This is a genomic window from Roseateles amylovorans (genome assembly GCF_025398155.2).
Classification (GTDB): domain Bacteria; phylum Pseudomonadota; class Gammaproteobacteria; order Burkholderiales; family Burkholderiaceae_C; genus Roseateles; species Roseateles amylovorans.
This window is the reverse complement of the sequence record NZ_CP104562.2, coordinates 5,363,445-5,385,150: the sequence shown is the minus strand read 5'-3', so window position 1 is coordinate 5,385,150 and position 21,706 is coordinate 5,363,445. Positions and strand designations below refer to the sequence as shown.

The following is a 21,706-nucleotide window of genomic DNA, read 5'->3' as shown; positions in this document are numbered from 1 at the left end:
GGCGATCGGCCGCACCGTACTCGCCGCAGTGAAGGGCGTCGGCCGTCACGCGGCACACCGCGCGATCGGCGCCCTCGCTCGTCACGCCAACCTGCGGTGGCGCGTGCGATGCGCCATGGCCCCCAAGCCGTCCCGGTTGCTGGAGAAGCCGACCGGTCCCCGTCTGCCCCTGCTTCATCGGGTCGTCGCGGCGTTGCTGGCGGTTGTGGCCTGGGGTGTCGGCACGCCGGCCCGTGCGGCCGATGTGAGCATCATGCCGGTCAATGTGCGGCTGGATCGGCTGAACGACCGGGCCACGGTGCAGGTGCAGAACAACGGCACCGAGTCGGTGACCATGCAGGCCGAGGGCATCGCCTGGACGCGGCAGAACGGTCAGGACGTGGACGCACCGACCAACGAGCTGCTGGTGAATCCGCCGATCTTCACCCTGCAGCCCGGCCAGGTGCAGGTGCTGCGGGTGGGCCTGAGGCGACGGCCCGACCTCGAGAACGAGGCCACCTACCGCATGGTGCTGCGCGAGGTGCCGGTGCCGCGCGCCAATGACGGCACGCGGGTCACCGGCGCGGTGCGGGTGCTGGTGGCGCTGCGGGTGCCGGTCTATGTGGCGCCCAACACCGTGCGGCGCGCCGAAGCCTGGCAGGTGCAGCGCGCGGCCAACGGCGAGACGGTGGCCACTGTCACCAACAGCGGCAATGTGCACCTCAAGGTGGCGGAACTGCGCCTGGCCGGCAATGGCGGTGACACCAAGGTCCTGGCGGTGCAGGGCGCCCAGAGCGTGATCTTCCCCGGCGAGCAACGCACCTTCCGGCTGCAGACGCCGGCCAGTCCGCCCAGCAGTCTTCAGGTCCTGACCGACCAAGGGCTGCAGCATGTGGCGCTGGGCAACTCGGAGAAGTGAGATCGGCCTGTGGCTGCTGACCGTCCCCTGGGCGGCCGCAGCCCAGAGCGCGCCCCCCTCGACGCCCGAGGCGCTTCAGCGCGCGCTGGAGCGTCTCGCCGCCGAGCGCGCCGCTGCGCAGCCGCCGCGCTTCGGCGAGACCTTGTTGCTGGGGCTGCGCATCAACGGCGTGGCACAGCCGCAGACGGTGCGCGCGGTGCGCCTGCCCGAAGGCCTCGCGATGCCGCAGGCCCTGTGGGAGGAGCTCAAGTTCCGTCCGCCCGCGCGCGCGCCCCGGATGATCGACGGCGAGTTGCACATGATCCTGGGCGACGGTCCGGCCGAGGTGCTGCGCTGGGAGATCGAGGAGCTCAGCCAGACCCTGGTGATCAATGCGCCGCCGCAGGCGTTTTCCGATCAGCAACTGGAACTGGCGCGTGCGGTCACGCGGGTGACGCTGCCATCGCAGCTTGGCCTGTTCGCCAATTACGACCTGCAGTGGCAGCGGCGTCTGGGCGGGCAGGGCACCTTCGACGGGCTGATGGAATTCGGCGGACTGACCCCGGCCGGCGATGTGCAGCATCAGCAGCTCTATCGCAGCGATGGCGGCTGGGTGCGGCTGGACACCCGTTGGACGATGGACCGGCCCGAACACCTGACCAGCCTGCGCCTGGGCGACAGCATTTCCCAGCCCGGCACCTGGGGCCGGGCGATGCGTCTGGGCGGGCTGCAATGGAGCACTGATTTCTCCTTGCGGCCGGGCTTCCTGAGTTTCCCGCTGCCCACGCTCAAGGGCGAGGCGGCGCTGCCGTCGACGGTGGATGTGTTCGTCAACAACAGCCAGCGCCTGCAGGGCCGGGTGCAGTCCGGGCCGTTCGACATCACCGACCTGCCGCTGGTCACCGGCCAGGGAGAGATCCGCACCGTGGTGCGGGACCTGCTGGGCCGCGAGCAGGTGGTCACCCAGCCCTACTACATCAGTCCGTCGCTGCTCAAGCCGGGGCTGGTGGCGCACAGCGTCGAGCTGGGCTGGCTGCGGCAGAACTACGGCCTGGACAGCAACCGATACGGGCGCGCGGTCGGCCTGGGCACTTGGCGGCAGGGTGTGACCGATCGCTTCACCCAGGAGTGGCGCAGCGAGCTCAGTCGCACGCAGCAAGCCGTCGGCGCCTCGGGACTGTGGCTGGTGCGCGATCTCGGCACGGTGAATCTGTCTGGCGTGGCCAGCCGCAGCGACGATCCTGCCGCTCGACGGGGCTGGTTGGCTGCGGTCGGGCTGGAGCGTCAGGGCATGGACTGGAGCGGCGGCATGCAACTGCGGCGGGCCAGTCGCGGTTTTGTTCAGCTGGGTCAGCCGGTGTCGCCGCGATGGAGCGTGTCGGCTTCCGTGGGCACCCAATGGAAGCAATGGGGGCTGGGCCTGGGCGTGGTGCACCAGGGCTCGCCGCAGCGTGCGCTGGTGGCGGGGCAGCCCACGCTGCCGTCGTCCCGGCTGTGGTCCTTCAATGCCGGCAGGCCGCTGGGGCGCTGGGGCTATGTGGGGCTGTCCGCGCTGAAGGTGGGGGGCGGAGGCGGCACCGCGATGTCGGTCTTCTGGAGCCTGCTGCTGGACGACCACCGCAGCCTGTCGTCCGCCTGGCAGGGTCAACGGGGCGGCGGGCAGACCTCGCGCGATGTGTGGCAGACGCAGTTGCAGGACAACCCCCCGGTAGGCGCCGGACTGGGCTATCAGCTGCTGGCGGAGTCCGGCGGGCGTCAGCAGGCACAGGCGCAATGGCAGAACAACCGGGTGGCGCTCAACGGGGGCGTGGCGCGGCTCTCCGGTCGCACCGATGTGCGTGCGGGCGCCTCGGGCGGGCTCGCTTGGATGGCGGGCGACGTCTATGCCAGCCGGCGCATCGACGGCGGGTTCGCCGTGGTGCAGGTCGGCGACCAGCCCGGTGTGGGTGTCATGCACGACAACCAGCTCGTGGGTCGCACCGATGCGCAAGGCCGGGCCTTCCTGCCGGCGCTGCGGGGCTATCAGGTCAACCGGGTCGGCGTGGTGGCGGACGATCTGCCGCTGGATGCCGAGATCGAGACCCTGGAGCTGCAAGTCACCCCCGCGGCCCGCAGCGCGGCCTTGATCCGCTTCCCGATCCAGCACAGCCTGACGGCGACCTTCCGCGTGGTCGACGAACAAGGCGAGCCGCTGCCGCCCGGCACGGAGCTCCAGGTGGTGGGTGCCAGCCGCAGCTTCCCGGTGGGCATGGAGGGCAAGGCCTTCATCACCGGCCTGGTCGGCGGCGCCGGCGAGGTCAATCACATCGAGGCGCGAGGGGCCGATGGGTCCTGCCGGATCACCGTGACCCTGCCGCGCGATGTGATCGAGCTGCCGGACCTGGGAACGCGGATCTGCCTCAGCGCGACGCGGACGCCGGCACCTGCACCTGCACCCGCACCCGCACCCGCACCCGCATCCGCACCTGCACCTGCACCTGCACCTGCACCGCCACCGCCACCGCCACCGCCACCGCCACCGCCACCTGCGCCGGCACCCTTGCCAAATATGAAGCGACCGACGACTTCGATGACATCGGTGCCATCGCTGAGCACGCGGACGACACGGTTATCGCCATTGCAGTGGAAACCGTCCACGATCTTCGTTTCTGCGTCAGCGCCCACGCATTCACCCGCACCCGCACCCGCACCCGCACCCGTACCCGTACCCATACCGCCCGTCGCGCTGCCGGTCGCGGCCGTTTTCAAGGAGACGACATGATGCGTTCCCCCTCCCTTCTCATCGCTCCGGAGGCGGAGGGAAGACCGCCACGTGGGGTGCCGATCCCCCCGGGCAGGCGTCCCGGCTGGCGACTCGATGGGCGTCTCGATGGGCGACGACTCCTGGTCGGCGCGGCGCTGGTGGTCGGCGCCTCGGCGGCGCAGGCGCTGTGTCTGCCGGCGGTTTGCAGTTGCACCGCCACCACCACCAATCTGCTGTTCGGCAATTACAACCCGCTGGCGTTCGGCAACACCGACACCACCGGCTCGGTGACGGTCAAGTGCAGTGGCGTGGCGGGGCTGTTGATTCCCTTCACCATCGAACTGGGCAAGGGCGGCGGCACCAGTGCCTCGAATCGGCGGCTGGCCTTCAGCACCTATCAGCTGAGCTACAACCTCTATTCGAATGCCGCCTACACCTCGGTCTGGGGCGACGGCAATGCGTCCACGGTGCTGGTGTCCGGCTCGCTGACGCTGGATCTGCTGGGTCTGTCGCCCGGCCTGTCCTACACCGTCTATGGTCGGATTCCCGGGCGGCAGCTCACCGCCGCCCCCGGGGTCTACACCGACAGCGTCACCGTCACCGTGACCTATTTGTAGCGACGCGCGACGCGCGACGCGTGAGCCTCGAGCCGCGAGCCTGGCCGACGGCTCAGGCGTCGGGAATCCCGCGATCCTTCACCACCGCATAGCGGTCCATGGTGGCCATGCGGGCCGTCTCATGGCGCACGATCGGGAGGGGATAGTCCCGGCCCAGGCCCACCCCGCAGGCCTGCAGTTCCGCCGGACGTGCAAGCCAGGGGGCGTGAATGAGCTTCGGCGGCAGGCGCGACAGTTGCGGCAGGTAGCGTTTGATGAAGGCGCCTTCCGGATCGAACTTCTCGCTCTGGTTCACCGGATTGAAGATCCGGAAGTAGGGCTGCGCGTCGCAGCCGCTGGAGGCCGCCCATTGCCAGCCGCCGTTGTTGGCCGCCAGATCGAAATCGAGCAGTTGCTGGGCAAAGTAGGCCTCGCCGCGGCGCCAGTCGATGCCCAGGTCCTTGATCAGGAAGCTGGCCGTGACCATGCGCAGCCGGTTGTGCATGTAGCCGGTGCGGTTGAGCTGCAGCATCGCCGCATCCACCAGCGGATAGCCGGTGCGGCCCTGGCACCAGGCCTCGAACTCGGCATCCGCCTGCGGGCCGCTGGCCCAGGCGATCCGGTCGTACTCCGGTCGGAAGGCGTGGCTCACCACCCGGGGATGGTGATGCAGCACCTGGTGGTAGAAATCGCGCCAGATCAGTTCGGACAGCCAGGTCGCCGACCCCGGATCGCCGGCCTGCGCCCGGGCCCAGGCCTCGCGTGCCAGTTGCCGGATCGAGATCGTCCCGAAGCGCAGATGGGTGCTCAGGTAGCTCGGGCCCTTCTCGGCGGGAAAGTCCCGGCGGTCGGCATAGTGGTCGATGCGTCGCAGGAAGTCGTCGAACAGGCGCTGCGCCCCGCGGCTGCCCTCGGCCAGCAGGGTCGGCAGTTCGACCGGCTCGAAACCGATGTCCGACTCGGTGGGCACACGTCGGCCGGGTGTCGGTGCGAAATCGGCGGTCACCCGGCCCGGTCCGGTGGGCCGGAACGCGTTCAGCGCGTCCGGCAAGCGGGCCAGCCGGTCGGCATAGCGGGCGACCGGATAGTTGCTGAGGAAGAACGGGTTGACCTGCCGCAGCCAGGCGTTCTTGTAGGGCGTGAACACGCCATACGGCTTGCCGACCGCGGTCAACACCTCGGAGCGCTCGAAGACGACATGGTCTTTGAAGCTGTTCACCTGCAAGCCGCGGGCGCGCAGCGTGTCCCCGACCTCGGCGTCGCGGCGCAGCGCATCCGGTTCGTCGTCATGGTTGAAATAGAGGGCACCGGCGCCTAGGGCGGCGGCCAGGGTGGGGATTTCGGTCCGTGCGGGGCCGTGGCGGACGATCAGGCCCGCACCGGCGGCCAGGGCGCCCAGGTCGTCGTCCAGCACCTGCAGCGCCTCGAGGATGAAGGCCACGCGGCGGTCGGCGCGGGGCAGGGGGTCGAGGATGTCGGTGTCCAGCACGAAGGCACAGAACACGCGGCGGTGGCGCTTCAGCGCATGGAAGAGGGCGGCATGGTCGTCGACGCGCAGGTCGCGGCGGAACCAGACCAGGGCGGTTTCCGCGTCGGTGGGAGGAGAAGTCGTCATGGAGGGCAAGTGTCGGTGAAATAGAATCCGCGCCATGTCCAAGGAACGCATCGACCTCACCAACCAGTTCCTGATCGCCATGCCCGGCATGGTGGATGAGGCCTTTGCCGGTTCTGTCATCTATCTCTGCGAGCACAACGAGAAGGGTGCGCTGGGTCTGGTGATCAACAAGCCGATCTCGCTGACCCTGGGCAACCTGTTCGAGAAGGTCGAACTGGAGCTGTCCGACGAGGCCATGGCGGCCCGTCCGGTGTTCTTCGGCGGCCCGGTCCAGACCGAGCGCGGTTTCGTGCTGCATGAGCCGCTGGATGAGCAGGGCAATCACTACAACGCCACCCTGGCCGTGCCCGGCGGGCTGGAGATGACCACCAGCCGGGATGTGCTGGAAGCGCTGTCCAGCGGCGCCGGCCCGAAGCGGGTGCTGGTCACCCTGGGCTACAGCGGCTGGGCTGCGGGGCAGTTGGAAGAGGAGATCGGTCGCAACGGCTGGATCACCGTGGATGCGGCGCCGGACATCATCTTCGAGACCCCGATCGAGGAACGGTACGAGAAGGCCCTGGCCTTGCTCGGCATCGATCCCCGCATGCTCAGCCAAGAGGCCGGCCACGCATGAAGAAGGACTTGAGCCCCCCAGTCGCTGCGCTCCTGCCCCCGAGGGGCGCTGCCCGCCTTGGGGCGGCCCGGCGGCGGGCGGACTTGAACCCCCCAGTCGCTGCGCTCCTGCCCCCGAGGGGCGCTGCCCGCCTTGGGGCGGCCCGGCGGCGGGCTGGCCCCCCAGTCGCTTTGCTCCTGCCCCCACAGGGCGCGCGGCGGGCATGACGGCCGCTCGACCCATGGTCACCGACGCGTCCGCTTCCTTTGTTTCTCCCCTGGCATTCGATTTCGGTACGAAACGCATCGGCGTGGCGACCGGCAACCGGTTGCTGGGCAGTGCGCGGGGACTGCGCACCGTCAGCGAGCAGGGCGATGCCCGCTGGGCAGCGATCTCGGCATTGATCCAGGAATGGCAACCCGACGCGCTGGTGATCGGCGTCCCTCGCCATCCGGATGGCACCCCGCATGAGATGACTGCCCGTGCGCTGAAGTTCGCCGGCCAGTTGCGGGGGCGCTATCGCCTGCCGGTGGTCGAGGTGGATGAGCGCTACACCAGCGCCGAAGCCCAATCGCACGGCGCGCGCGATCTGGATGCGGCCAGCGCGGCCCTGATCCTTGAACAGTTTTTTCGGGAACATTCATGATGAACGCGACGTCGACACGGCTGCCGTGCCCGGCCGCCACGGGCCTGGACACGTCCCCCTGCAGGGCCGCCCAGGCCACGAACCCATCCGACAAGGGCTGACATGACCACCTTGCTACTTGACGCGGAAGCGCTCTACGCCGACCTCGTGCGCGGCGTGCAGCGCCTGATGCAACCCGACGCGGCACTGGTCGGCATCTGGTCAGGCGGTGCCTGGCTGGCCGAACGGCTGCAGCAGGACCTGAAGATCCCCGGCCAGCACGGCGTGATCTCCAGCGCACTGCATCGCGACGATTTCGGCTCCAAAGGCATGAATGCCAGCGCCGACCACACCAAACTTCCCTTCGACATCAACGGTCGCCACATCCTGCTGATCGACGACGTGCTCTACACCGGCCGCACCACGCGCGCGGTGATCAACGAGCTGTTCGATTTCGGCCGCCCCGCCAGCGTGACGCTGGCGGTGCTGGTGGACCGCGGCGGTCGCGAGCTCCCGATCGAGCCGGCGTTCTCCGCCGCCCGGGTCGCGGTGTCGCCCAGCCAGCGCCTGAGCCTGATCAAGCGCGACGGCGAGGGCGACGGCGAGCGCGGCCGCTTCAGCTTCGACCTGCGAGGGGACTGACCCAATGCTGAGCAAACGCAACCCCCAACTCAACAAGCACGGCGAGCTGATCCATCTGCTCTCCACCGAAGGCCTGCCCCGCGCGGTGCTTCATCAGATCCTGGACACCGCCGGCACCTTCCTGTCGGTCAACGACCGGGAAGTGAAGAAGGTCCCGCTGCTGCGGGGCAAGTCGGTGTTCAACCTGTTCTTCGAGAACAGCACCCGCACCCGCACCACCTTCGAGATCGCGGCCAAGCGGCTGTCGGCGGATGTGATCAACCTCGACATCGCCCGCTCCAGCACCGCCAAGGGCGAGACCCTGCTCGACACGGTGGCCAACCTGTCGGCGATGCATGCGGACATGTTCGTGGTGCGCCACAGCGAATCCGGCGCGCCCTATCTGATCGCCCAGCACTGCGCCCCGCATGTGCATGTGGTCAACGCCGGCGACGGCCGCCATGCGCATCCGACGCAAGGCCTGCTGGACATGTACACGATCCGTCACTACAAGAAGGACTTCACCAACCTGACGGTGGCGATCGTGGGCGACATCGTGCATTCGCGGGTGGCGCGCTCCGACATCCATGCGCTGTCGACGCTCGGCGTGCCGGAGATCCGCGCGGTCGGCCCCAAGACGCTGGTGCCCGGCGACCTGAAGGACATGGGCGTTCGCGTGTGTCACGACATGGCCGAAGGCATGAAGGATGCCGACGTCATCATCATGCTGCGCCTGCAGAACGAACGCATGAGCGGCGCGATGCTGCCAAGCGCAGGCGAGTACTTCAAGAGCTTCGGCCTCACACCTGAGAAGCTGGCGCTGGCCAAGCCCGATGCGATCGTGATGCATCCCGGCCCGATCAACCGCGGCGTGGAGATCTCGTCGAGCGTGGCCGACGGCTCCCACAGCGTCATCCTGCCGCAGGTCACCTTCGGCATTGCGGTGCGGATGGCGGTGATGTCGATCCTGGCGGGGAACGAGGCATGAGGCCGGCGGCTGCAGCGGCGCGGATCGCCGCATTCCCAAGGCATTCAGGCGCCGTCGCGGGCGCGGTGCGCAGCACCTGGAGGACACGATGAAGATTCTGATTCAGAACGGGCGGCTGCTCGACCCGGCCTCCGGGCTCGATGCCACCGGCGATCTGGCGATCGCCTCCGGCCGCATCGTCGGCCTGGGCCAAGTGGGTGAATTCAGCGCCGATCGCACGATCGACGCCACCGGCCTGGTCGTCGCCCCCGGACTGGTGGACCTCGCCGCGCGCCTGCGCGAGCCGGGCCATGAGCACGAAGGCATGCTGGAGAGCGAGCTCGCCGCGGCGGCCGCCGGCGGCGTCACCAGCCTGGTCTGCCCGCCCGACACCGACCCCACGCTGGACGAGCCCGGCCTGGTCGAGATGCTCAAGTTCCGCGCGCGCAAGCTCAGCCGGTGCCGGCTGTTCCCGCTCGGCGCGCTGACCCGCGGCCTGGCTGGCGAGACGCTCACCGAAATGGCCGAGCTGACCGAGGCCGGCTGCGTGGGCTTCTCCCACGCCACGGTGCCGATCCGCAACACGCTGACGATGCAGCGCGCCATGCAGTACGCCGCCAGCTTCGGTTATGCGCTGTGGCTGAGCCCGCGGGATCCGTGGCTCAGCGGCGGCGTGGCCGCCAGCGGTGCAGTGGCCACCCGGCTCGGTCTGTCCGGCGAGCCGGTGGCCGCTGAGACGATCGCCCTGCACACCATCTTCGAATTGATGCGCGTCACCGGGGCCCGCATCCATCTGTGCCGCATCAGCAGCGCCGCAGGTGTCGAGCTGATTCGCCAGGCCAAGAAGGAGGGCCTGCCGGTGACGGCGGATGTGTCGATCAACTCGCTGCACCTCAGCGATGTGGACATCGGCTACTTCAACCCCGCCATGCGCCTGCAACCGCCGCTGCGCCAGCAGCGCGATCGCGAGGCCCTGCGCCAGGGGCTGCTCGACGGCACCATCGACGCCCTCGTCAGTGACCACAACCCGGTGACGTCGGATGAAAAGCATCTGCCGTTCGCCGAAGCGACGCCGGGTGCGACCGGCCTGGAGCTGTTGCTCAGCCTGGCCTTGCGCTGGGGCCAGGACCTGGGGCTGTCGCTGGGCAAGAGCCTGGACGTGATCACGGCCCGTCCGGTGAAGGTGTTGGGCAGCGCCTTGGGCTCGCTGTCGGCCAGCGCGGGGCGCCTGGTCGTCGGCGGCGTGGGCGATGTCTGCGTCTTCGATGCGGGCGCCAGCGGCGCGGTCACGCCGGAACGGCTGGTCAGCCAGGGCAAGCACACCCCGTTTGCCTTCGACATCACCGGCTTCGAACTTCCCGGACAGGTCCGTTTCACGCTGGTGGCGGGTCAGGTGGCGTTCGAGTCCCTGCTGACGGAATCGGCTTGATGGGTGCGGTGTTGGCCATCGTGCGGATGCTGCGCATGGTGGCGCATGTGGCCCACGGACTGATGTTGGTGCATTGGGGATGGGACCGGCGCACGCCGCAGGACCGCCAGGACCGCATCGGCTGGTGGTCCGCCAAGCTGCTGCGTGTGCTGGGCGTGCGGCTGGAGACGGTGGGCATGCCCGCCCAGGGGGCCCGGCTGGTCACCGCCAACCATGTGTCCTGGCTCGACATCGCCGCGATGCATGCGGTGATGCCGGATGCGCGCTTCGTCTCCAAGGCCGACATCAAGCACTGGCCGCTGGTCGGTCGCCTGGTGACGGCGGTGGGCACGCTCTACATCGAACGCGCCAGCAAGCGCGATGCGCTGCGGGTGGTGCATCAGACTGCCGAGGCCCTGGCCCGCGGCGAGACGGTCGCGGTGTTCCCGGAAGGGACTACCGGTCCCGGACGACCGCTGCTGCCGCTGCACGGCAACCTGCTGCAGGCGGCGATCAGCACCGGCACGCCCCTGCAACCGGTGGTGTTGCGATGGCATCAGCCGGGCCGCCCCTACAGCGAGGCGGCCCAGTTCATCGGCAACATGACGCTGGTGGCGAGCATGTGGCGCATCATGAGCGCGCGTGGATTGACCGCACGGGTGCAATGCCTGCCGCTGCTGCCCACCGCGCACATGGAGCGACGCGCCCTGGCCGATGCCTTGGCACGTCTGATCGACGCGGAGCTGCCGCCCGCCTGAATCCGATCTCATCCACGGGCCGCCGGCCTTCTCCCTCATCGCTCATCCTTCATCGCTCATCCTTCAGGCTTGGCGAGCTTCGGCCACCAAGGCCGGATTGAGCGTCGGGTCGTTGTACATCTTGTACTGCCGGTAGAGATTGAATCGCACCCGGCCTGCCGCCAGGTCCCGCATCAGCCGGGACAGGCAGCCCGTCAGGTCGCGGCGTTGCTGCTCCAGCACCGCGGCGCGTTGCAGGCACTGGGTGCGGTGGGGCGGTTCGACATCCTCGCGCAAGGCCTGCGCCGTCATGGCCTGGATCTTCAGCGCCAGGATCGACAGCCGGTCGATCATCGCGCCGGGTGTCTCGCTGTGAAGCGGGGCGTCTTCCGACCGGGGGATGTCGGCGCGCTGGAGCGCTTCCATGATCAACCCATCCATCCGCTCCACCGCATCGTTGCGCTGCTGGTTGTAGCGGTCGATGGCCCGCTTGCTGGCGGCGATCTCGGAATCCGGCACCCGCGTGCGTCGCGCAAGATCCTCCTCATACCAGAGGCTGGCATTGCAGCGGTGGTTCCAGCGGGCCCATTGGGTCAGCAGGTCATTGGCGTCCATGTCGGGATCGACGGAGACGGGCGGACCCCGCAGCAGGTCCATCGGCGGGTTGCCATCGCCGAGGGCCCGCCGTGCCGGTCCCTGGGTGGGACGTGAGGTCCGAGCGATCTCGATGCCCGCCGGCGTGCCGACGGCTGCCGCGCGCAGCTCAGCCTCCAGGGGCTGCGCCTTGGCCCGGCCGCAGCCACCCGGTGTCTTGCATTGACCGCAGCCGCCGGCGGTGGCCTCGCCGGACGCGGGGCTGGGTGCGGCGGCGCCGTGGAAGCCGCTGCGCAGCGCGAGGTCATGGATGGCCACCAGTTGTTCGGCGCTGAAGGTGCTGAACCGAAACGGCCGGTGGGGCACAGGGCGCTTGTCGGGCGCCACAGCCGCGTGGACAGGCCCCGGCACGGGGGGCGACGCAGGCAAGGTACAGGGACGGGTCGACGGCGCGTTCGAGGTGGGTGAACTCATGGGGAGGTCCTGAGACAAATGGGGCTCTCCATGTTGCGAATGGCCGGCTGATCCCGCCATTGCCGTTATTTGTATGTCTGAGGTTCCCCTGATCGTGCGGCTGCGCAATTTCGTCGGTGATGTGGTGCTGATGGTGCCTGCCCTGCGCCTGTTGCAGCGTCAGGGGTATGCCTTGCGCCTGATCGGCAAGGGCTGGGCGGGCGCGCTGCTCAGCGGTGAAGGCTGGCCTGTCGAGGTGAGGCCCGAGGGCACGTGGCAGCGCACGGCGCAACTTCGTCGGATGCGGCACGCTGCCGCCTCGGTGGATCCGGCGTTCAACCACCGACCAAATGCGGTGTTGTTCGCGGATGCATTCTCGGCAGCGCTGGAATGTCGGCTGGCCGGACTGAAGGCCACCGGCCATCGACATGAGGCCCGCAGCTGGTTGCTGAATCGGGCGCTCTCGAAGCCGCCGGCCAACAGCATGCATGCGCTGCAGGAATATTGGTCACTGGCGAGCCGATTCCTCGACATTGCCGAGGACCCGCCGGCGGACATCCAACTGCGGCTCACGGCGGAAAGCCGCACCCTCGCTGCGGGACTGCTCAAGGGCCTCGGCGTAGGGGACACAGATCCGTTCGTGCTCATCTGCCCGTTCACCAGCGTGGCGCCGGGCCTGCCGTCGCCTCGGATGTGGCCGCATTGGAGCGGCTTCGCGCGGCTGCTGGCGCGGCGCGGTCTGCCCACCGTGGTGTGCCCGGGCAGCGGGGAGGAGTGGGAAGCCGCCCGGCGGCGCTTCCCGACGGCGCATTGCCTGCCCCATGTGCCGTTGGGAACCTACGGCGCGTTGCTGGAGCGGGCCGCCGTGGCCGTGGGCAACGACACCGGACCGATGCATTTGGCGGCGGCAGTCGGCACGCCCACCTTGAGCCTGTTGGGCCCGACGCTGCCGCAGCGTTGGGCGCCGTGGGGCAGCCAGGTGGAGGTGCTCAGGGCGTATCCCGCCTGGATCCCCCCGGAGGCCGTGATGACGCGGGTGGAGGCGCGCCTGCGTCTCGCCAGCGGCTCACATCCCCCCGATCCCCAGGCTGCGGTGCCGCTTCCGCCGCCAGAGGCGCTTCAGCGCCCGGAAGGACGAAGCGGATCCTGATGGGATCCGCTTCGTTGAATGGCCGTTGCTGAGACGTCGTTGATCTCAGGGTCCGTGCGACGTCGTGGCTTGCGGCGTCGCGCCCGCCAGAGCCGCCCCGCCTGGTGGCGGGTCGGTTCGCGGACGACGTTCGGACGTCAGGCCTTGCCCTGGCTCGCCACGGCGGCAGCGGCCTTGGCGGCGGCTTCAGCGTCGCCCAGGTAGTAGCTCTTGATCGGCTTGAGGTCCTTGTCCAGCTCGTAGACCAGCGGAATGCCGTTGGGAATGTTCACGCCCACGATGGCGTCGTCAGCGATGCCGTCCAAATATTTCACCAGGGCGCGGATGCTGTTGCCGTGGGCGGCGATCAGCACGCGTTGACCCGACAGGATCGCGGGCGCGATCTGCTCGTTCCAGTAGGGCAGCACACGGGCCACGGTGTCCTTGAGGCACTCGGTCAGCGGAATGTCCGAGGCTTGCAGACCGGCGTAACGGATGTCGCCGCGCTCGCTGCGGGGATCGTCGGCCTCCAGGGCGGGCGGCGGCGTGTCGTAGCTGCGGCGCCAGACGAGCACCTGTTCATCGCCATATTGCTTGGCCATGTCCGCCTTGTTCAAGCCTTGCAGGCCACCGTAGTGGCGCTCGTTCAGGCGCCAGCTGTGGCGAACCGGCAACCACTGGCGGTCCATCTGATCCAGGCAGTGCCACAGGGTCCAGATGGCCCGCTTCAGCACAGAGGTGTGGGCGACGTCGAAGTCCAGCCCCGCTTCCTTCAGCAGACGACCGGCCTGCTGGGCCTGGGCGACGCCGGTCGGGGTCAGGTCCACGTCGGTCCAGCCGGTGAATCGGTTCTCGAGGTTCCAGGTCGATTCGCCGTGGCGAATGAGCACGAGCTTGTACATGGGGTCGGATGTGAAGTTTGGCCGGTTTCCGGCGGGCCCGGCGGATTCTAGGCGGTGCTCCGACAGGCCGGCCGTCAAGGCGGTTTCATCGGCCCGAACCCGCTGCCGATGCCGATCCCGCCCCCACGGTCATGCCGCCGCACACGCGCCGGCCTCCCGTCCGCACGCCTGCGGGCGCCTGCGGGCGCATCGCCGGAATCGCGGCGCGGGCGGTCCGAACGGGCGCTCAGTCGGTTCGGTTCCTATAATCCGCGCTTTTGATCCTCCGGACCTGGCCTTGAAGTTTCTGATCGACAACTGGTATCTGGTGCTGACGGCCCTCGTGTCCGGCGGCTTGTTGCTGTGGACGTCGGTGCGCGGCAAGGCGGGCGGCATCGCGACGGCGGAAGCCGTGCGGCTGATCAATCGCGAAAAGGGCGTGCTGATCGATGTCAGCGAGCCCGACGAATTCGCGGCGGCTCATGCGGGCGGCGCGCGCAATGTGCCGCTGTCGGTGCTCACTGGCACGACCGACCCGATCAAGCAACTCCCCACCAACAAGGCCCTGCCGGTGGTGCTGATGTGCAAGAGCGGCACACGCGCTTCGCGCGCCGCTGGCATCCTTCGCAAACAGGGCTATGCAAACGTGGTGGCGCTCAGCGGCGGTCTCGCCGCCTGGCGCGAAGCCAGTTTGCCGATCGAGAAGTCCGCAGCCTGATCGCCCTGACGGCTGCATCGGCGTTCGCCCTGTCGTCGAGCCTGTCTCGACGCTGAGGCGGACACCGCCTCGATCCTCGATTCGACCTATTGGAGAACTGGCGATGGCCGCCGTGAAGATGTACACCACCTTGGTCTGCCCGTACTGCGTGCGCGCCAAGTCGCTGCTCAAGCAACGTGGCGTGGAGCAGATCGAGGAAGTCCGCGTGGACCTGGATCCGGCTCAACGCGATTCGATGATCGAGCTCACCGGTCGTCGCACCGTGCCGCAGATCTTCATCGGCGATACCCATGTCGGCGGATGTGACGATCTGATCGCGCTGGATCAGCGCGGCGGTCTGCAACCGCTGCTGCAAGGCGCTTGAGGCCCGTTGCGGGCTCACGTCTGAAACGCGCGGTCACATCACCGCGCCGGTCCCGGGGCGGCCCTTTCGCGAGTGCGCGGCCCCCTCGGTCATAATGCCCGCCGCGGCCCGCCGCTGGCGGGCTTTTTCATTTGGATGACCCACATGGCAGACGACACCAACACCCCCGTGTTCCAGATTCAGCGCATGTACCTGAAGGATCTGTCGCTGGAGCAGCCCAACGCTCCGCAGATCCTCCTGGAACAGGCCCAGCCGCAGGTCGACATCAAGCTCTCGCTGGCCGCCGAACCGGTGGCCGAGGGCCTGTTCGAGGTCAGCGTGACCGCCACCGTCACGACCACTGTCGAAGAAAAGACCCTGTTCCTGATCGAAGCCAAGCAGGCCGGCATCTTCGAGATCCGCAACCTGCCGCAGGAGCAGCTCGAGGGCATCCTGTCCATCGTCTGCCCGCAGATGATCTATCCCTACCTGCGTGCAATCGTCTCCGACGTCTGCACCCGTGCCGGTTTCCCGCCGGTGCTGCTGACCGAAGTGAACTTCCAGGCGATGTTCGAAGCGCAGCAGGCCCAACTGATGGCTCAGCAGACCAACGGCGAATCCGCGCCGAACTGAGCGAACTGAAATCCGCCCCGGCGCCGCGTGTGCCGGGACGAGGCGCCGGCCGGACGGCCCCTTCCGGGCCGACCGGCCGGCGTTGTTGTCTGGGGCTCGCGCCCGACTCGACGATGAAGTGTTCCGCATGAAGATCAGCGTTCTCGGTGCTGGCGCCTGGGGCACGGCGCTGGCCATTGCCGCCAGTGCGCGCCATGAGGTGCTGTTGTGGGCCCGCGATGCGTCCGGCATCGCCGCGATGCGCAGCGCCCGGCGCAATGCGCGCTATCTGCCCGATGCGCCTCTGCCCGAGACGCTCGGCCTGACCGATCAACTCGATGCCGCGCTGGCCCACGGCCGCGACGGCCTGATCGTGATCGCCACGCCCATGGCCGCCTTGCGCGGCATGCTGGGCCATCTGCCGGCGGGCACACGCTGCCTGTGGCTGTGCAAGGGCTTCGAAGCCGGCACCGGTCGCCTGGGGCATGAGATTGCCCGCGAGGTGGTGCCGCATCTGGCGACCGGCGTGCTGTCGGGCCCCAGCTTCGCGCAGGAAGTGGCGGCGGGGCAGCCGACGGCGCTGGTGTCCGCCTCGCATGACGCGGCCCTGGCGCAACTGGGCGTGCAGGCCTTTCACAGCGATCGGCTGCGGGTGTACTCCTCGGCCGACCCCGTGGGCGTGGAGGTGGGCGGCGCCGTCAAGAACGTGATGGCGATCGCCGTCGGCATCGCCGATGGCCTGCGGCTGGCCGCCGAGGCACGAGGCCATCAGGGCCCGGGCCTGAATGCCCGCGCCGCACTGATCACCCGAGGCCTGGCCGAAATGCAGCGCCTGGCGTTGGCCCTGGGCGCCCAGACGGAAACCCTGCTCGGCCTGGCCGGCCTGGGCGACCTGGTGCTGACGGCCACTGGCGACCTGTCGCGCAATCGGCGCGTCGGTCTGCTGCTGGCCGAGGGCCTGGACCTGCCCGGCATCCTGCAGCGGCTCGGGCATGTGGCCGAGGGTGTCTACAGCGCGCCCACCGTGCTGGCGCGCGCCCGGAGCCTGCAGGTCGACATGCCGATCGCCGCCGCGGTGGTCGACGTGCTGGAAGGCCGGCTGGACACCCAGGGCGCGATGGACGCTCTGATGGGTCGCCAAGCCCGCGCCGAATGGTGATCGGGGCGATGACCGGCGCCGCATCGTGATTCCGCGCGGTTCGCCACCACCGGATCCGCAACAACCCGGCCGTCGACGCGCCGTGTTCGGAGCGCTCAGCCGCATCGGCGCGATCGGCCCCGTCGGGAGCGCTTTGCGCCTTTTGGCCGGTGCGGGATTGCACGGGGCGGGCAGGGTGGGGTTCAGCCGTGCGACAGCGGCCTACGCGGTCGCTGGTGCGACGGCCGCGACCGCGGCGCCGACGCCACTTGCCTGGCCTCAACGGCCCCTCCGCCTCGTGGTGCCGTTTCCGGGCGGCAGTTCCCCTGATCTGATCGCCCGCACGCTGGCGGAACCGCTGGCGCAGGCGCTGGGTCAGCCCATCGTGATCGACAACAAGGTCGGTGCCGGTGGCAACATCGGCACCGGGGTGGTCGCCAAGGCGCCACCGGATGGCTACACCCTGCTGTTCACCATTCAGGGGCCGTTGATCACTGCGCCGATGCTGGCCAAGGCCTTGCCCTACGACCCGGCACGTGAGCTGCGGTCGATCAGCCTGGTGGCCAGTTCGCCCAATGTGCTGGTCGTGTCGCCGTCACTGGGCGTGGAGAACGTGGCGCAGTTCGTGGCGCTTGCCCGGCGCCAAGTCGGCGCGTTGAACTACGGCAGCATCGGCAACGGCAGTGCGGCGCATCTGGCGATGGCGTCGTTCATCGAGCGGGCCGGCCTGTCGATGGTGCATGTGCCTTATGCCGGCTTTCCTCAGGTGGTGAATGCGATGCTGGCAGGCCAGCTCCAGGCTGGCATCATGGTGCCGGCGATTGCCATGCCGCAGGTGCGCGGCGGCAAGCTGAAGGCGCTGGCGGTCACCAGTGCGGGTCGGATGGCGGCCTTGTCGGACCTGCCGACGTTGGCCGAGTCCGGCTTCCCCGGCTTCGAGGCCACCTCCTGGCAGGCGTTGCTGGCGCCGGCGGGAACGCCGACGTCGATCGTCGATCGATTGGCGACCGAGACGATTCGCATCGTCAAGAGCGAGACCTTCCGTCGGGCCTTGCTGCCGCTTTATTTCAGCGCCGCGGGCACCTCGCCCGATGGGCTTGAGACCTTGATGCGTGACGAGCGTCAGCGGTGGGGGCAGTTGATTCGACAGTTGCGCCTGGCGCGTGAATGATCGAATCAGCCGTCAGCCGTCAGCCGTCAGCCGTCAGCCGTCAGCCGTCAGCCCTGAGCCCTGAGCCCTGAGCGGTGGGCGGTGAGCGGTGGGCCAAGGGCGCGAGCGGAGGGTCGGATGACCCGATGCGCGGCGCCGATGCCGTGCCGGCTCAGACGCCGTCGCGATAGCCGTTCTGGCGCCAACCTTCAAACACCGCCACCGCCACCGCATTGCTGAGGTTGAGGCTGCGCTGTCCGTCGCGCATCGGCAGTCGCACCCGTTGCGCCAGCGGGAAGCTGTCGCGCAGGTCGGATGGCAGGCCGGCGGTCTCGCAGCCGAAGACCAGGTAATCGCCCTCGCGCAAGGCGACCTCCGGCAGCAGGCGGCTGCCCCGGGTGGTGAAGGCGAAGAGACGGGTGGGATCCGGTGTTTCGGTGCTCAGGAAGGCCGCCCAGTCCGCATGGCGCATCACCGGCGCGTACTCGTGATAGTCCAGGCCGGCGCGCTGAAGCAGCCGATCTTCCATCGAGAAGCCCAGGGGCTCGATCAGATGCAGCCGGCAGCCGGTGTTGGCCGCCAGGCGGATGACGTTGCCCGTGTTGGGCGGGATTTCTGGATGCACCAGCACGATGTTGAACATGGGATCGATCTGCTTATCTGCTTGTCTTGGTGGCTTCTCGGGGGGGCTGTGACCTTTTGCCTGCTGCGGCGCATGGGCGGAGCCGCTCACGCTCAACGGCTCAGTCCGGCGTCCGCGCCACCGTCCAGGCGTGGACTTCGGCCGCACCGGCGCGTCGCAATGTCGCAGCGGCCTCGAACACAGTGGCACCGCTGGTCATCACATCATCCAGCACGGCGACGCGCAGACCTCGCACCGGCCGCACCACCGCGAAGGCGCCCCGCAGATTGCCTCGGCGCTCCGCCAGGGAGAGTCGCGCCTGGTGGCCGGTGTCACGCACCCGAATCAGGCTGTGCACGCACAGGCGGCATTGTCGCCGCCGCGCCAGCGTCTGTCCGATCAGTTGGCTCTGGTTGTAGCCGCGCTCGCGCAGGCGACTGTCGGACAGCGGGATCGGCAGGATCAGGTCGGGCGGACGCAGCGGGTCTCGCGCGTGCTCGTGGTCCAGGGCCTGATGCAGTCGGTCCGCCAGCACGGGGGCGAGGGCCAGCCGCTCCTGGAACTTGAAGGCCTGCAGCAGTCGGTCCCACGGGAAGAGATAGTCCTGCGCCGCGATGCAGCGGTCCAGCGGCGGCGGCCGACGCAGGCAATGGCCACAGCGGGCGATCGTCGCCCCGGTGGGCAGGCGCAGGGCGCAGGTGCGGCAGCGGGCAGGAGGAGGTGCGTCAAAGCGGTGACGACAGTCGGCGCACAGGGTGTCGCGGCACCAGCGTCGACACAGCGGACATTCCCCCGGCCAGCGTGCACGAATGGCGTTTGCCAGCGGCTTTGCCATGCACCATCGTTGGATGAGGTCAAGCATGCCCGCCTACAATTCCGCCCATGAGTGGGAATGAGGCCATGCCGCCGGGCACACAGCAGATCGATGCGCAGGCGGCGCGGCGGCAACGCCGTCGCCTGGCCGGGTTGGACCAGCCGCCCTGGCTGCATCAGGAGGTCGCTCAGCGCATGCTGGACCGCCTGCCGGTGATCCGCCTCGCGCCGACGGCCGTGCTGCAGAGCCGGCCCTCGCTGGGTGGGGGTGATGATGGCCTGCGCCGTCAGTATCCGCAGGCCACGCAGTTGTGGGTCGAGCCGGACGAAGTGGTCCGCCAGCAGTGGCAGCAGCGCTTGCGGCGCGGCCTGATGCAGTCGGTGATGGACCGCCTGCGCGGCGCGACGCCGCCGGAATTGGTCGCCGAGGCGCCCGCCGGCGCGTCGCAGTTGCTGTGGTCCAACATGGAGCTGCATGCCGAAGCGGATAAGCCGGCGCTGGTGCGTCGCTGGCATGCGGGCTTGGCGGTGGACGGCTGCCTGATGTTTTCATGCTTCGGGCCGGACAGCTTCATCGAACTGCGCGCGCTGTATGCGCGTGAGGGCTGGGGCCCGCCCGCACCCGATTGGGTGGACATGCATGACTTGGGCGATCTGCTGGTGCATGCCGGCTTCGCCGATCCGGTGATGGATCAGGAACATCTGCGCCTGACCTGGAAGACGCCTCAGGACCTGCAGCGCGACCTGCGCGCGCTGGGCGGCAATCTGGCGCCGACGCGCTCGGCCGGGTTGCGCGGACGAGGCTGGCAGGATCGATGGCTGCGCAGCCTGGAGGCGCTGCGTGGCGTGGACGGATTGCTGGGATTGAGCGTGGAGCTGGTCTACGGGCATGCCTTCAAGCCGAAGCCGCGGTTGAAGGTGGCGGCGCAGACCGAGGTCTCGCTGGACCAGATGCGGGCCCTGGTGCGCGGGGTGGGCAAGCACTGACCCCGGCCGGGCTCTGAGGGTAATCCTGGGCGGCTGGGTGTCGCCGCCCCGGTCATAGTGCGAGCTTGGTGCAAAAGGGGGTGGACTAGAATCCGCACCCGACTGGAACACGTCTGCTGGCCCCGTGGGTTTTCGCGATTGCGTTGGCCTCGACGCCTGCTGAGAGCGGGCTCGAGTGCGACGCCGCCTGGTAGAGACCCGGGTGACGAGAGCTTGAGAAAGACTGGATAAAAGAGACGACCATGACGATGATGAACAGTTGCGTGCATCAGCTGCGGTGCCGATCGAGCCAGCTGGCGATGGTCGGGCTCACGGGGCTGAGTGCGCTGGCCAGCCAGGCCGCCTGGGCAGTGAACGATTTGAAGGGTGGCCCTGCGGTCAACCAGATCAATCTGCAGACGCCGGTCACCAAGATCGCGCAGGAGCAGATGTGGCTGCACAACATGATGCTGGTGTTGTGCCTGGTCATCTTCATCGCCGTGTTCGGCGTGATGTTCTATTCGATCTTCAAGCACCGGAAGTCCAAGGGCGCGGTTTCCGCCAACTTTCATGAAAGCGTGAAGGTCGAGATCGCCTGGACGATCGTGCCCTTCATCATCGTGATCCTGATGGCCCTGCCGGCGACCAAGGTCGTGGTGGCCATGAAGGACACCACCAACGCCGACATCACCATCAAGGCTACCGGCTACCAGTGGAAATGGGGCTACGACTATGTCAAGGGCGAGGGCGCCGGCATCGGATTCGTCTCGACGCTGGATGCCTCGCATCGTGCGATGTCGGATTCGGGCAACCCCGGCGAGGTGGATGACTACCTGTTGAAGGTGGACAACCCCTTGGTCGTGCCGGTGGGCAGGAAGATCCGCATCATCACCACCGCAGACGACGTGATCCACGCCTGGTCGGTCCCGTCCTTTGGCGTGAAGCAGGATGCGATTCCCGGCTTCGTGCGCGACACCTGGTTCAAGGCCGAGCAGACCGGCGACTTCTACGGCCAGTGCGCCGAGCTGTGCGGGAAAGAGCATGCCTACATGCCGATCCATGTGAAGGTGCTCGAGCCCAAGGCCTACAGCGCCTGGGTGGCCGACGAGCAGAAGAAGATCGCCGCCAAGGCCGACGATCCGAACAAGGAGTGGAAGCTCGACGAGCTGATCGCCCGCGGCGAGAAGGTCTACACCGCCAACTGCGCGGTCTGCCACCGGCCTGACGGCAAGGGCGCCGGCCCGATCAAGCCGCTGGATGGCTCGGCCATCGTGCTGTCGGACAAGCACTCTGACCAGCTGGAGGTGCTGCTGCGCGGCCGCAACGCCATGCCGGCCTGGACGCAGCTCAGTGACACCGAGCTGGCGGCCGTGGCCACCTTCACCAAGAACAGCTGGTCCAACAAGACGGGACAGGTCGTTCAGCCGGCGGAAGTCGTGGCTGAGCGCGCCAAGTAAATCGCGGCCTGCGGGCCCTCCCGACGGGCGAGACCTTGTCATCGTCCCG

General features: G+C 68.6%; 22 protein-coding genes. 17 read left to right on the top strand and 5 right to left on the bottom strand.

What is annotated here, in order from left to right; translation table 11 throughout:
- The first annotated feature begins 115 nt into the window (after positions 1–115).
- From N4261_RS22350 to N4261_RS22340, 3 genes are read left to right on the top strand one after another with little or no spacing between them, the layout of a single operon-like run.
- A complete protein-coding gene (locus N4261_RS22350) occupies positions 116–898 on the top strand; it encodes a fimbrial biogenesis chaperone (protein ID WP_261757452.1) in 783 nt (260 codons plus the stop codon).
- Entirely contained in the window at positions 870–3,638 is a 2,769-nt protein-coding gene (locus tag N4261_RS22345) for a fimbria/pilus outer membrane usher protein (protein WP_261757451.1), read from the top strand. Before N4261_RS22350 ends, N4261_RS22345 begins: the two co-directional genes overlap by 29 nt.
- The gene (locus tag N4261_RS22340) at positions 3,635–4,237 is read left to right on the top strand and encodes a Csu type fimbrial protein (protein WP_261757450.1); all 603 of its coding nucleotides are present in this window, start codon (positions 3,635–3,637) and stop codon (positions 4,235–4,237) included. The genes N4261_RS22345 and N4261_RS22340 overlap by 4 nt, the downstream gene beginning before the upstream one ends.
- Before the next feature lie 52 nt (positions 4,238–4,289).
- Here N4261_RS22340 and N4261_RS22335 read toward each other — a convergent pair whose 3' ends face one another.
- The gene (locus N4261_RS22335; RefSeq protein ID WP_261757449.1) at positions 4,290–5,831 is read right to left on the bottom strand and encodes a cryptochrome/photolyase family protein; all 1,542 of its coding nucleotides are present in this window, start codon (positions 5,829–5,831) and stop codon (positions 4,290–4,292) included.
- Positions 5,832–5,865: 34 nt separating this feature from the next.
- On the opposite strand from N4261_RS22335, the gene N4261_RS22330 reads away from it, so the two are divergent.
- From N4261_RS22330 to N4261_RS22305, 6 genes are all read left to right on the top strand, one after another.
- Positions 5,866–6,444 (top strand): YqgE/AlgH family protein, encoded by a 579-nt coding sequence (locus N4261_RS22330; RefSeq protein ID WP_261757448.1) that lies wholly within the window; start codon positions 5,866–5,868, stop codon positions 6,442–6,444.
- Between the two features lie 220 nt (positions 6,445–6,664).
- Positions 6,665–7,069, top strand: a complete 405-nt coding sequence (ruvX, locus tag N4261_RS22325) for a Holliday junction resolvase RuvX (RefSeq protein WP_261757447.1) — start codon at positions 6,665–6,667, stop codon at positions 7,067–7,069.
- A 102-nt stretch (positions 7,070–7,171) separates the two neighbouring features.
- A complete protein-coding gene (pyrR, locus tag N4261_RS22320; RefSeq protein ID WP_261757446.1) occupies positions 7,172–7,690 on the top strand; it encodes a bifunctional pyr operon transcriptional regulator/uracil phosphoribosyltransferase PyrR in 519 nt (172 codons plus the stop codon).
- A 4-nt stretch (positions 7,691–7,694) separates the two neighbouring features.
- Positions 7,695–8,657, top strand: a complete 963-nt coding sequence (locus N4261_RS22315) for an aspartate carbamoyltransferase catalytic subunit (protein WP_261757445.1) — start codon at positions 7,695–7,697, stop codon at positions 8,655–8,657.
- An 88-nt stretch (positions 8,658–8,745) separates the two neighbouring features.
- Positions 8,746–10,065 carry a dihydroorotase gene (locus tag N4261_RS22310; RefSeq protein ID WP_261757444.1) on the top strand — a complete coding sequence of 440 codons (1,320 nt, stop codon included), beginning with the start codon at positions 8,746–8,748 and terminating at the stop codon, positions 10,063–10,065.
- On the top strand, positions 10,065–10,802 hold the full coding sequence (locus N4261_RS22305; protein WP_261757443.1) for a lysophospholipid acyltransferase family protein: 738 nt from the start codon (positions 10,065–10,067) through the stop codon (positions 10,800–10,802). Before N4261_RS22310 ends, N4261_RS22305 begins: the two co-directional genes overlap by 1 nt.
- 63 nt (positions 10,803–10,865) lie before the next feature.
- On the opposite strand, the gene N4261_RS22300 is transcribed toward N4261_RS22305, so the two are convergent.
- The gene (locus N4261_RS22300) at positions 10,866–11,849 is read right to left on the bottom strand and encodes a DUF4254 domain-containing protein (RefSeq protein WP_261757442.1); all 984 of its coding nucleotides are present in this window, start codon (positions 11,847–11,849) and stop codon (positions 10,866–10,868) included.
- 73 nt (positions 11,850–11,922) lie between these two features.
- Here N4261_RS22300 and N4261_RS22295 point away from each other — a divergent pair, with 73 nt between their 5' ends.
- The gene (locus N4261_RS22295; RefSeq protein WP_261757441.1) at positions 11,923–12,978 is read left to right on the top strand and encodes a glycosyltransferase family 9 protein; all 1,056 of its coding nucleotides are present in this window, start codon (positions 11,923–11,925) and stop codon (positions 12,976–12,978) included.
- A 137-nt stretch (positions 12,979–13,115) separates the two neighbouring features.
- Here the strand turns inward: N4261_RS22295 and gpmA are convergent, their stop codons facing one another.
- The gene (gene gpmA, locus N4261_RS22290; RefSeq protein WP_261757440.1) at positions 13,116–13,859 is read right to left on the bottom strand and encodes a 2,3-diphosphoglycerate-dependent phosphoglycerate mutase; all 744 of its coding nucleotides are present in this window, start codon (positions 13,857–13,859) and stop codon (positions 13,116–13,118) included.
- Positions 13,860–14,136: 277 nt separating this feature from the next.
- Between gpmA and N4261_RS22285 the strand changes: the two genes are divergently transcribed.
- The 5 genes from N4261_RS22285 to N4261_RS22265 all read left to right on the top strand — a co-directional run bounded on the left by N4261_RS22285 (position 14,137) and on the right by N4261_RS22265 (position 17,820).
- Positions 14,137–14,556 (top strand): rhodanese-like domain-containing protein, encoded by a 420-nt coding sequence (locus N4261_RS22285; protein ID WP_261757439.1) that lies wholly within the window; start codon positions 14,137–14,139, stop codon positions 14,554–14,556.
- Positions 14,557–14,659: 103 nt separating this feature from the next.
- Positions 14,660–14,920, top strand: coding sequence for a glutaredoxin 3 (gene grxC / locus N4261_RS22280; protein ID WP_261757438.1), 261 nt, complete (start codon positions 14,660–14,662; stop codon positions 14,918–14,920).
- A gap of 144 nt (positions 14,921–15,064) precedes the next feature.
- The gene (gene secB, locus N4261_RS22275; RefSeq protein ID WP_261757437.1) at positions 15,065–15,532 is read left to right on the top strand and encodes a protein-export chaperone SecB; all 468 of its coding nucleotides are present in this window, start codon (positions 15,065–15,067) and stop codon (positions 15,530–15,532) included.
- A 127-nt stretch (positions 15,533–15,659) separates the two neighbouring features.
- Entirely contained in the window at positions 15,660–16,670 is a 1,011-nt protein-coding gene (locus N4261_RS22270) for an NAD(P)H-dependent glycerol-3-phosphate dehydrogenase (RefSeq protein WP_261757436.1), read from the top strand.
- Positions 16,671–16,845: 175 nt separating this feature from the next.
- Positions 16,846–17,820: a Bug family tripartite tricarboxylate transporter substrate binding protein gene (locus N4261_RS22265; protein ID WP_261757435.1), complete on the top strand. Its 975-nt coding sequence runs from the start codon at positions 16,846–16,848 to the stop codon at positions 17,818–17,820.
- Between the two features lie 151 nt (positions 17,821–17,971).
- Here the strand turns inward: N4261_RS22265 and trmL are convergent, their stop codons facing one another.
- A complete protein-coding gene (gene trmL, locus N4261_RS22260) occupies positions 17,972–18,442 on the bottom strand; it encodes a tRNA (uridine(34)/cytosine(34)/5-carboxymethylaminomethyluridine(34)-2'-O)-methyltransferase TrmL (RefSeq protein ID WP_261757434.1) in 471 nt (156 codons plus the stop codon).
- 100 nt (positions 18,443–18,542) lie between these two features.
- The gene (locus N4261_RS22255; protein ID WP_261757433.1) at positions 18,543–19,256 is read right to left on the bottom strand and encodes a ComF family protein; all 714 of its coding nucleotides are present in this window, start codon (positions 19,254–19,256) and stop codon (positions 18,543–18,545) included.
- Positions 19,257–19,303: 47 nt separating this feature from the next.
- Between N4261_RS22255 and N4261_RS22250 the strand changes: the two genes are divergently transcribed.
- A complete protein-coding gene (locus N4261_RS22250) occupies positions 19,304–20,221 on the top strand; it encodes a biotin synthase (protein ID WP_261757432.1) in 918 nt (305 codons plus the stop codon).
- Between the two features lie 299 nt (positions 20,222–20,520).
- The gene (gene coxB, locus N4261_RS22245; RefSeq protein WP_261760817.1) at positions 20,521–21,657 is read left to right on the top strand and encodes a cytochrome c oxidase subunit II; all 1,137 of its coding nucleotides are present in this window, start codon (positions 20,521–20,523) and stop codon (positions 21,655–21,657) included.
- Positions 21,658–21,706: the final 49 nt, after the last annotated feature.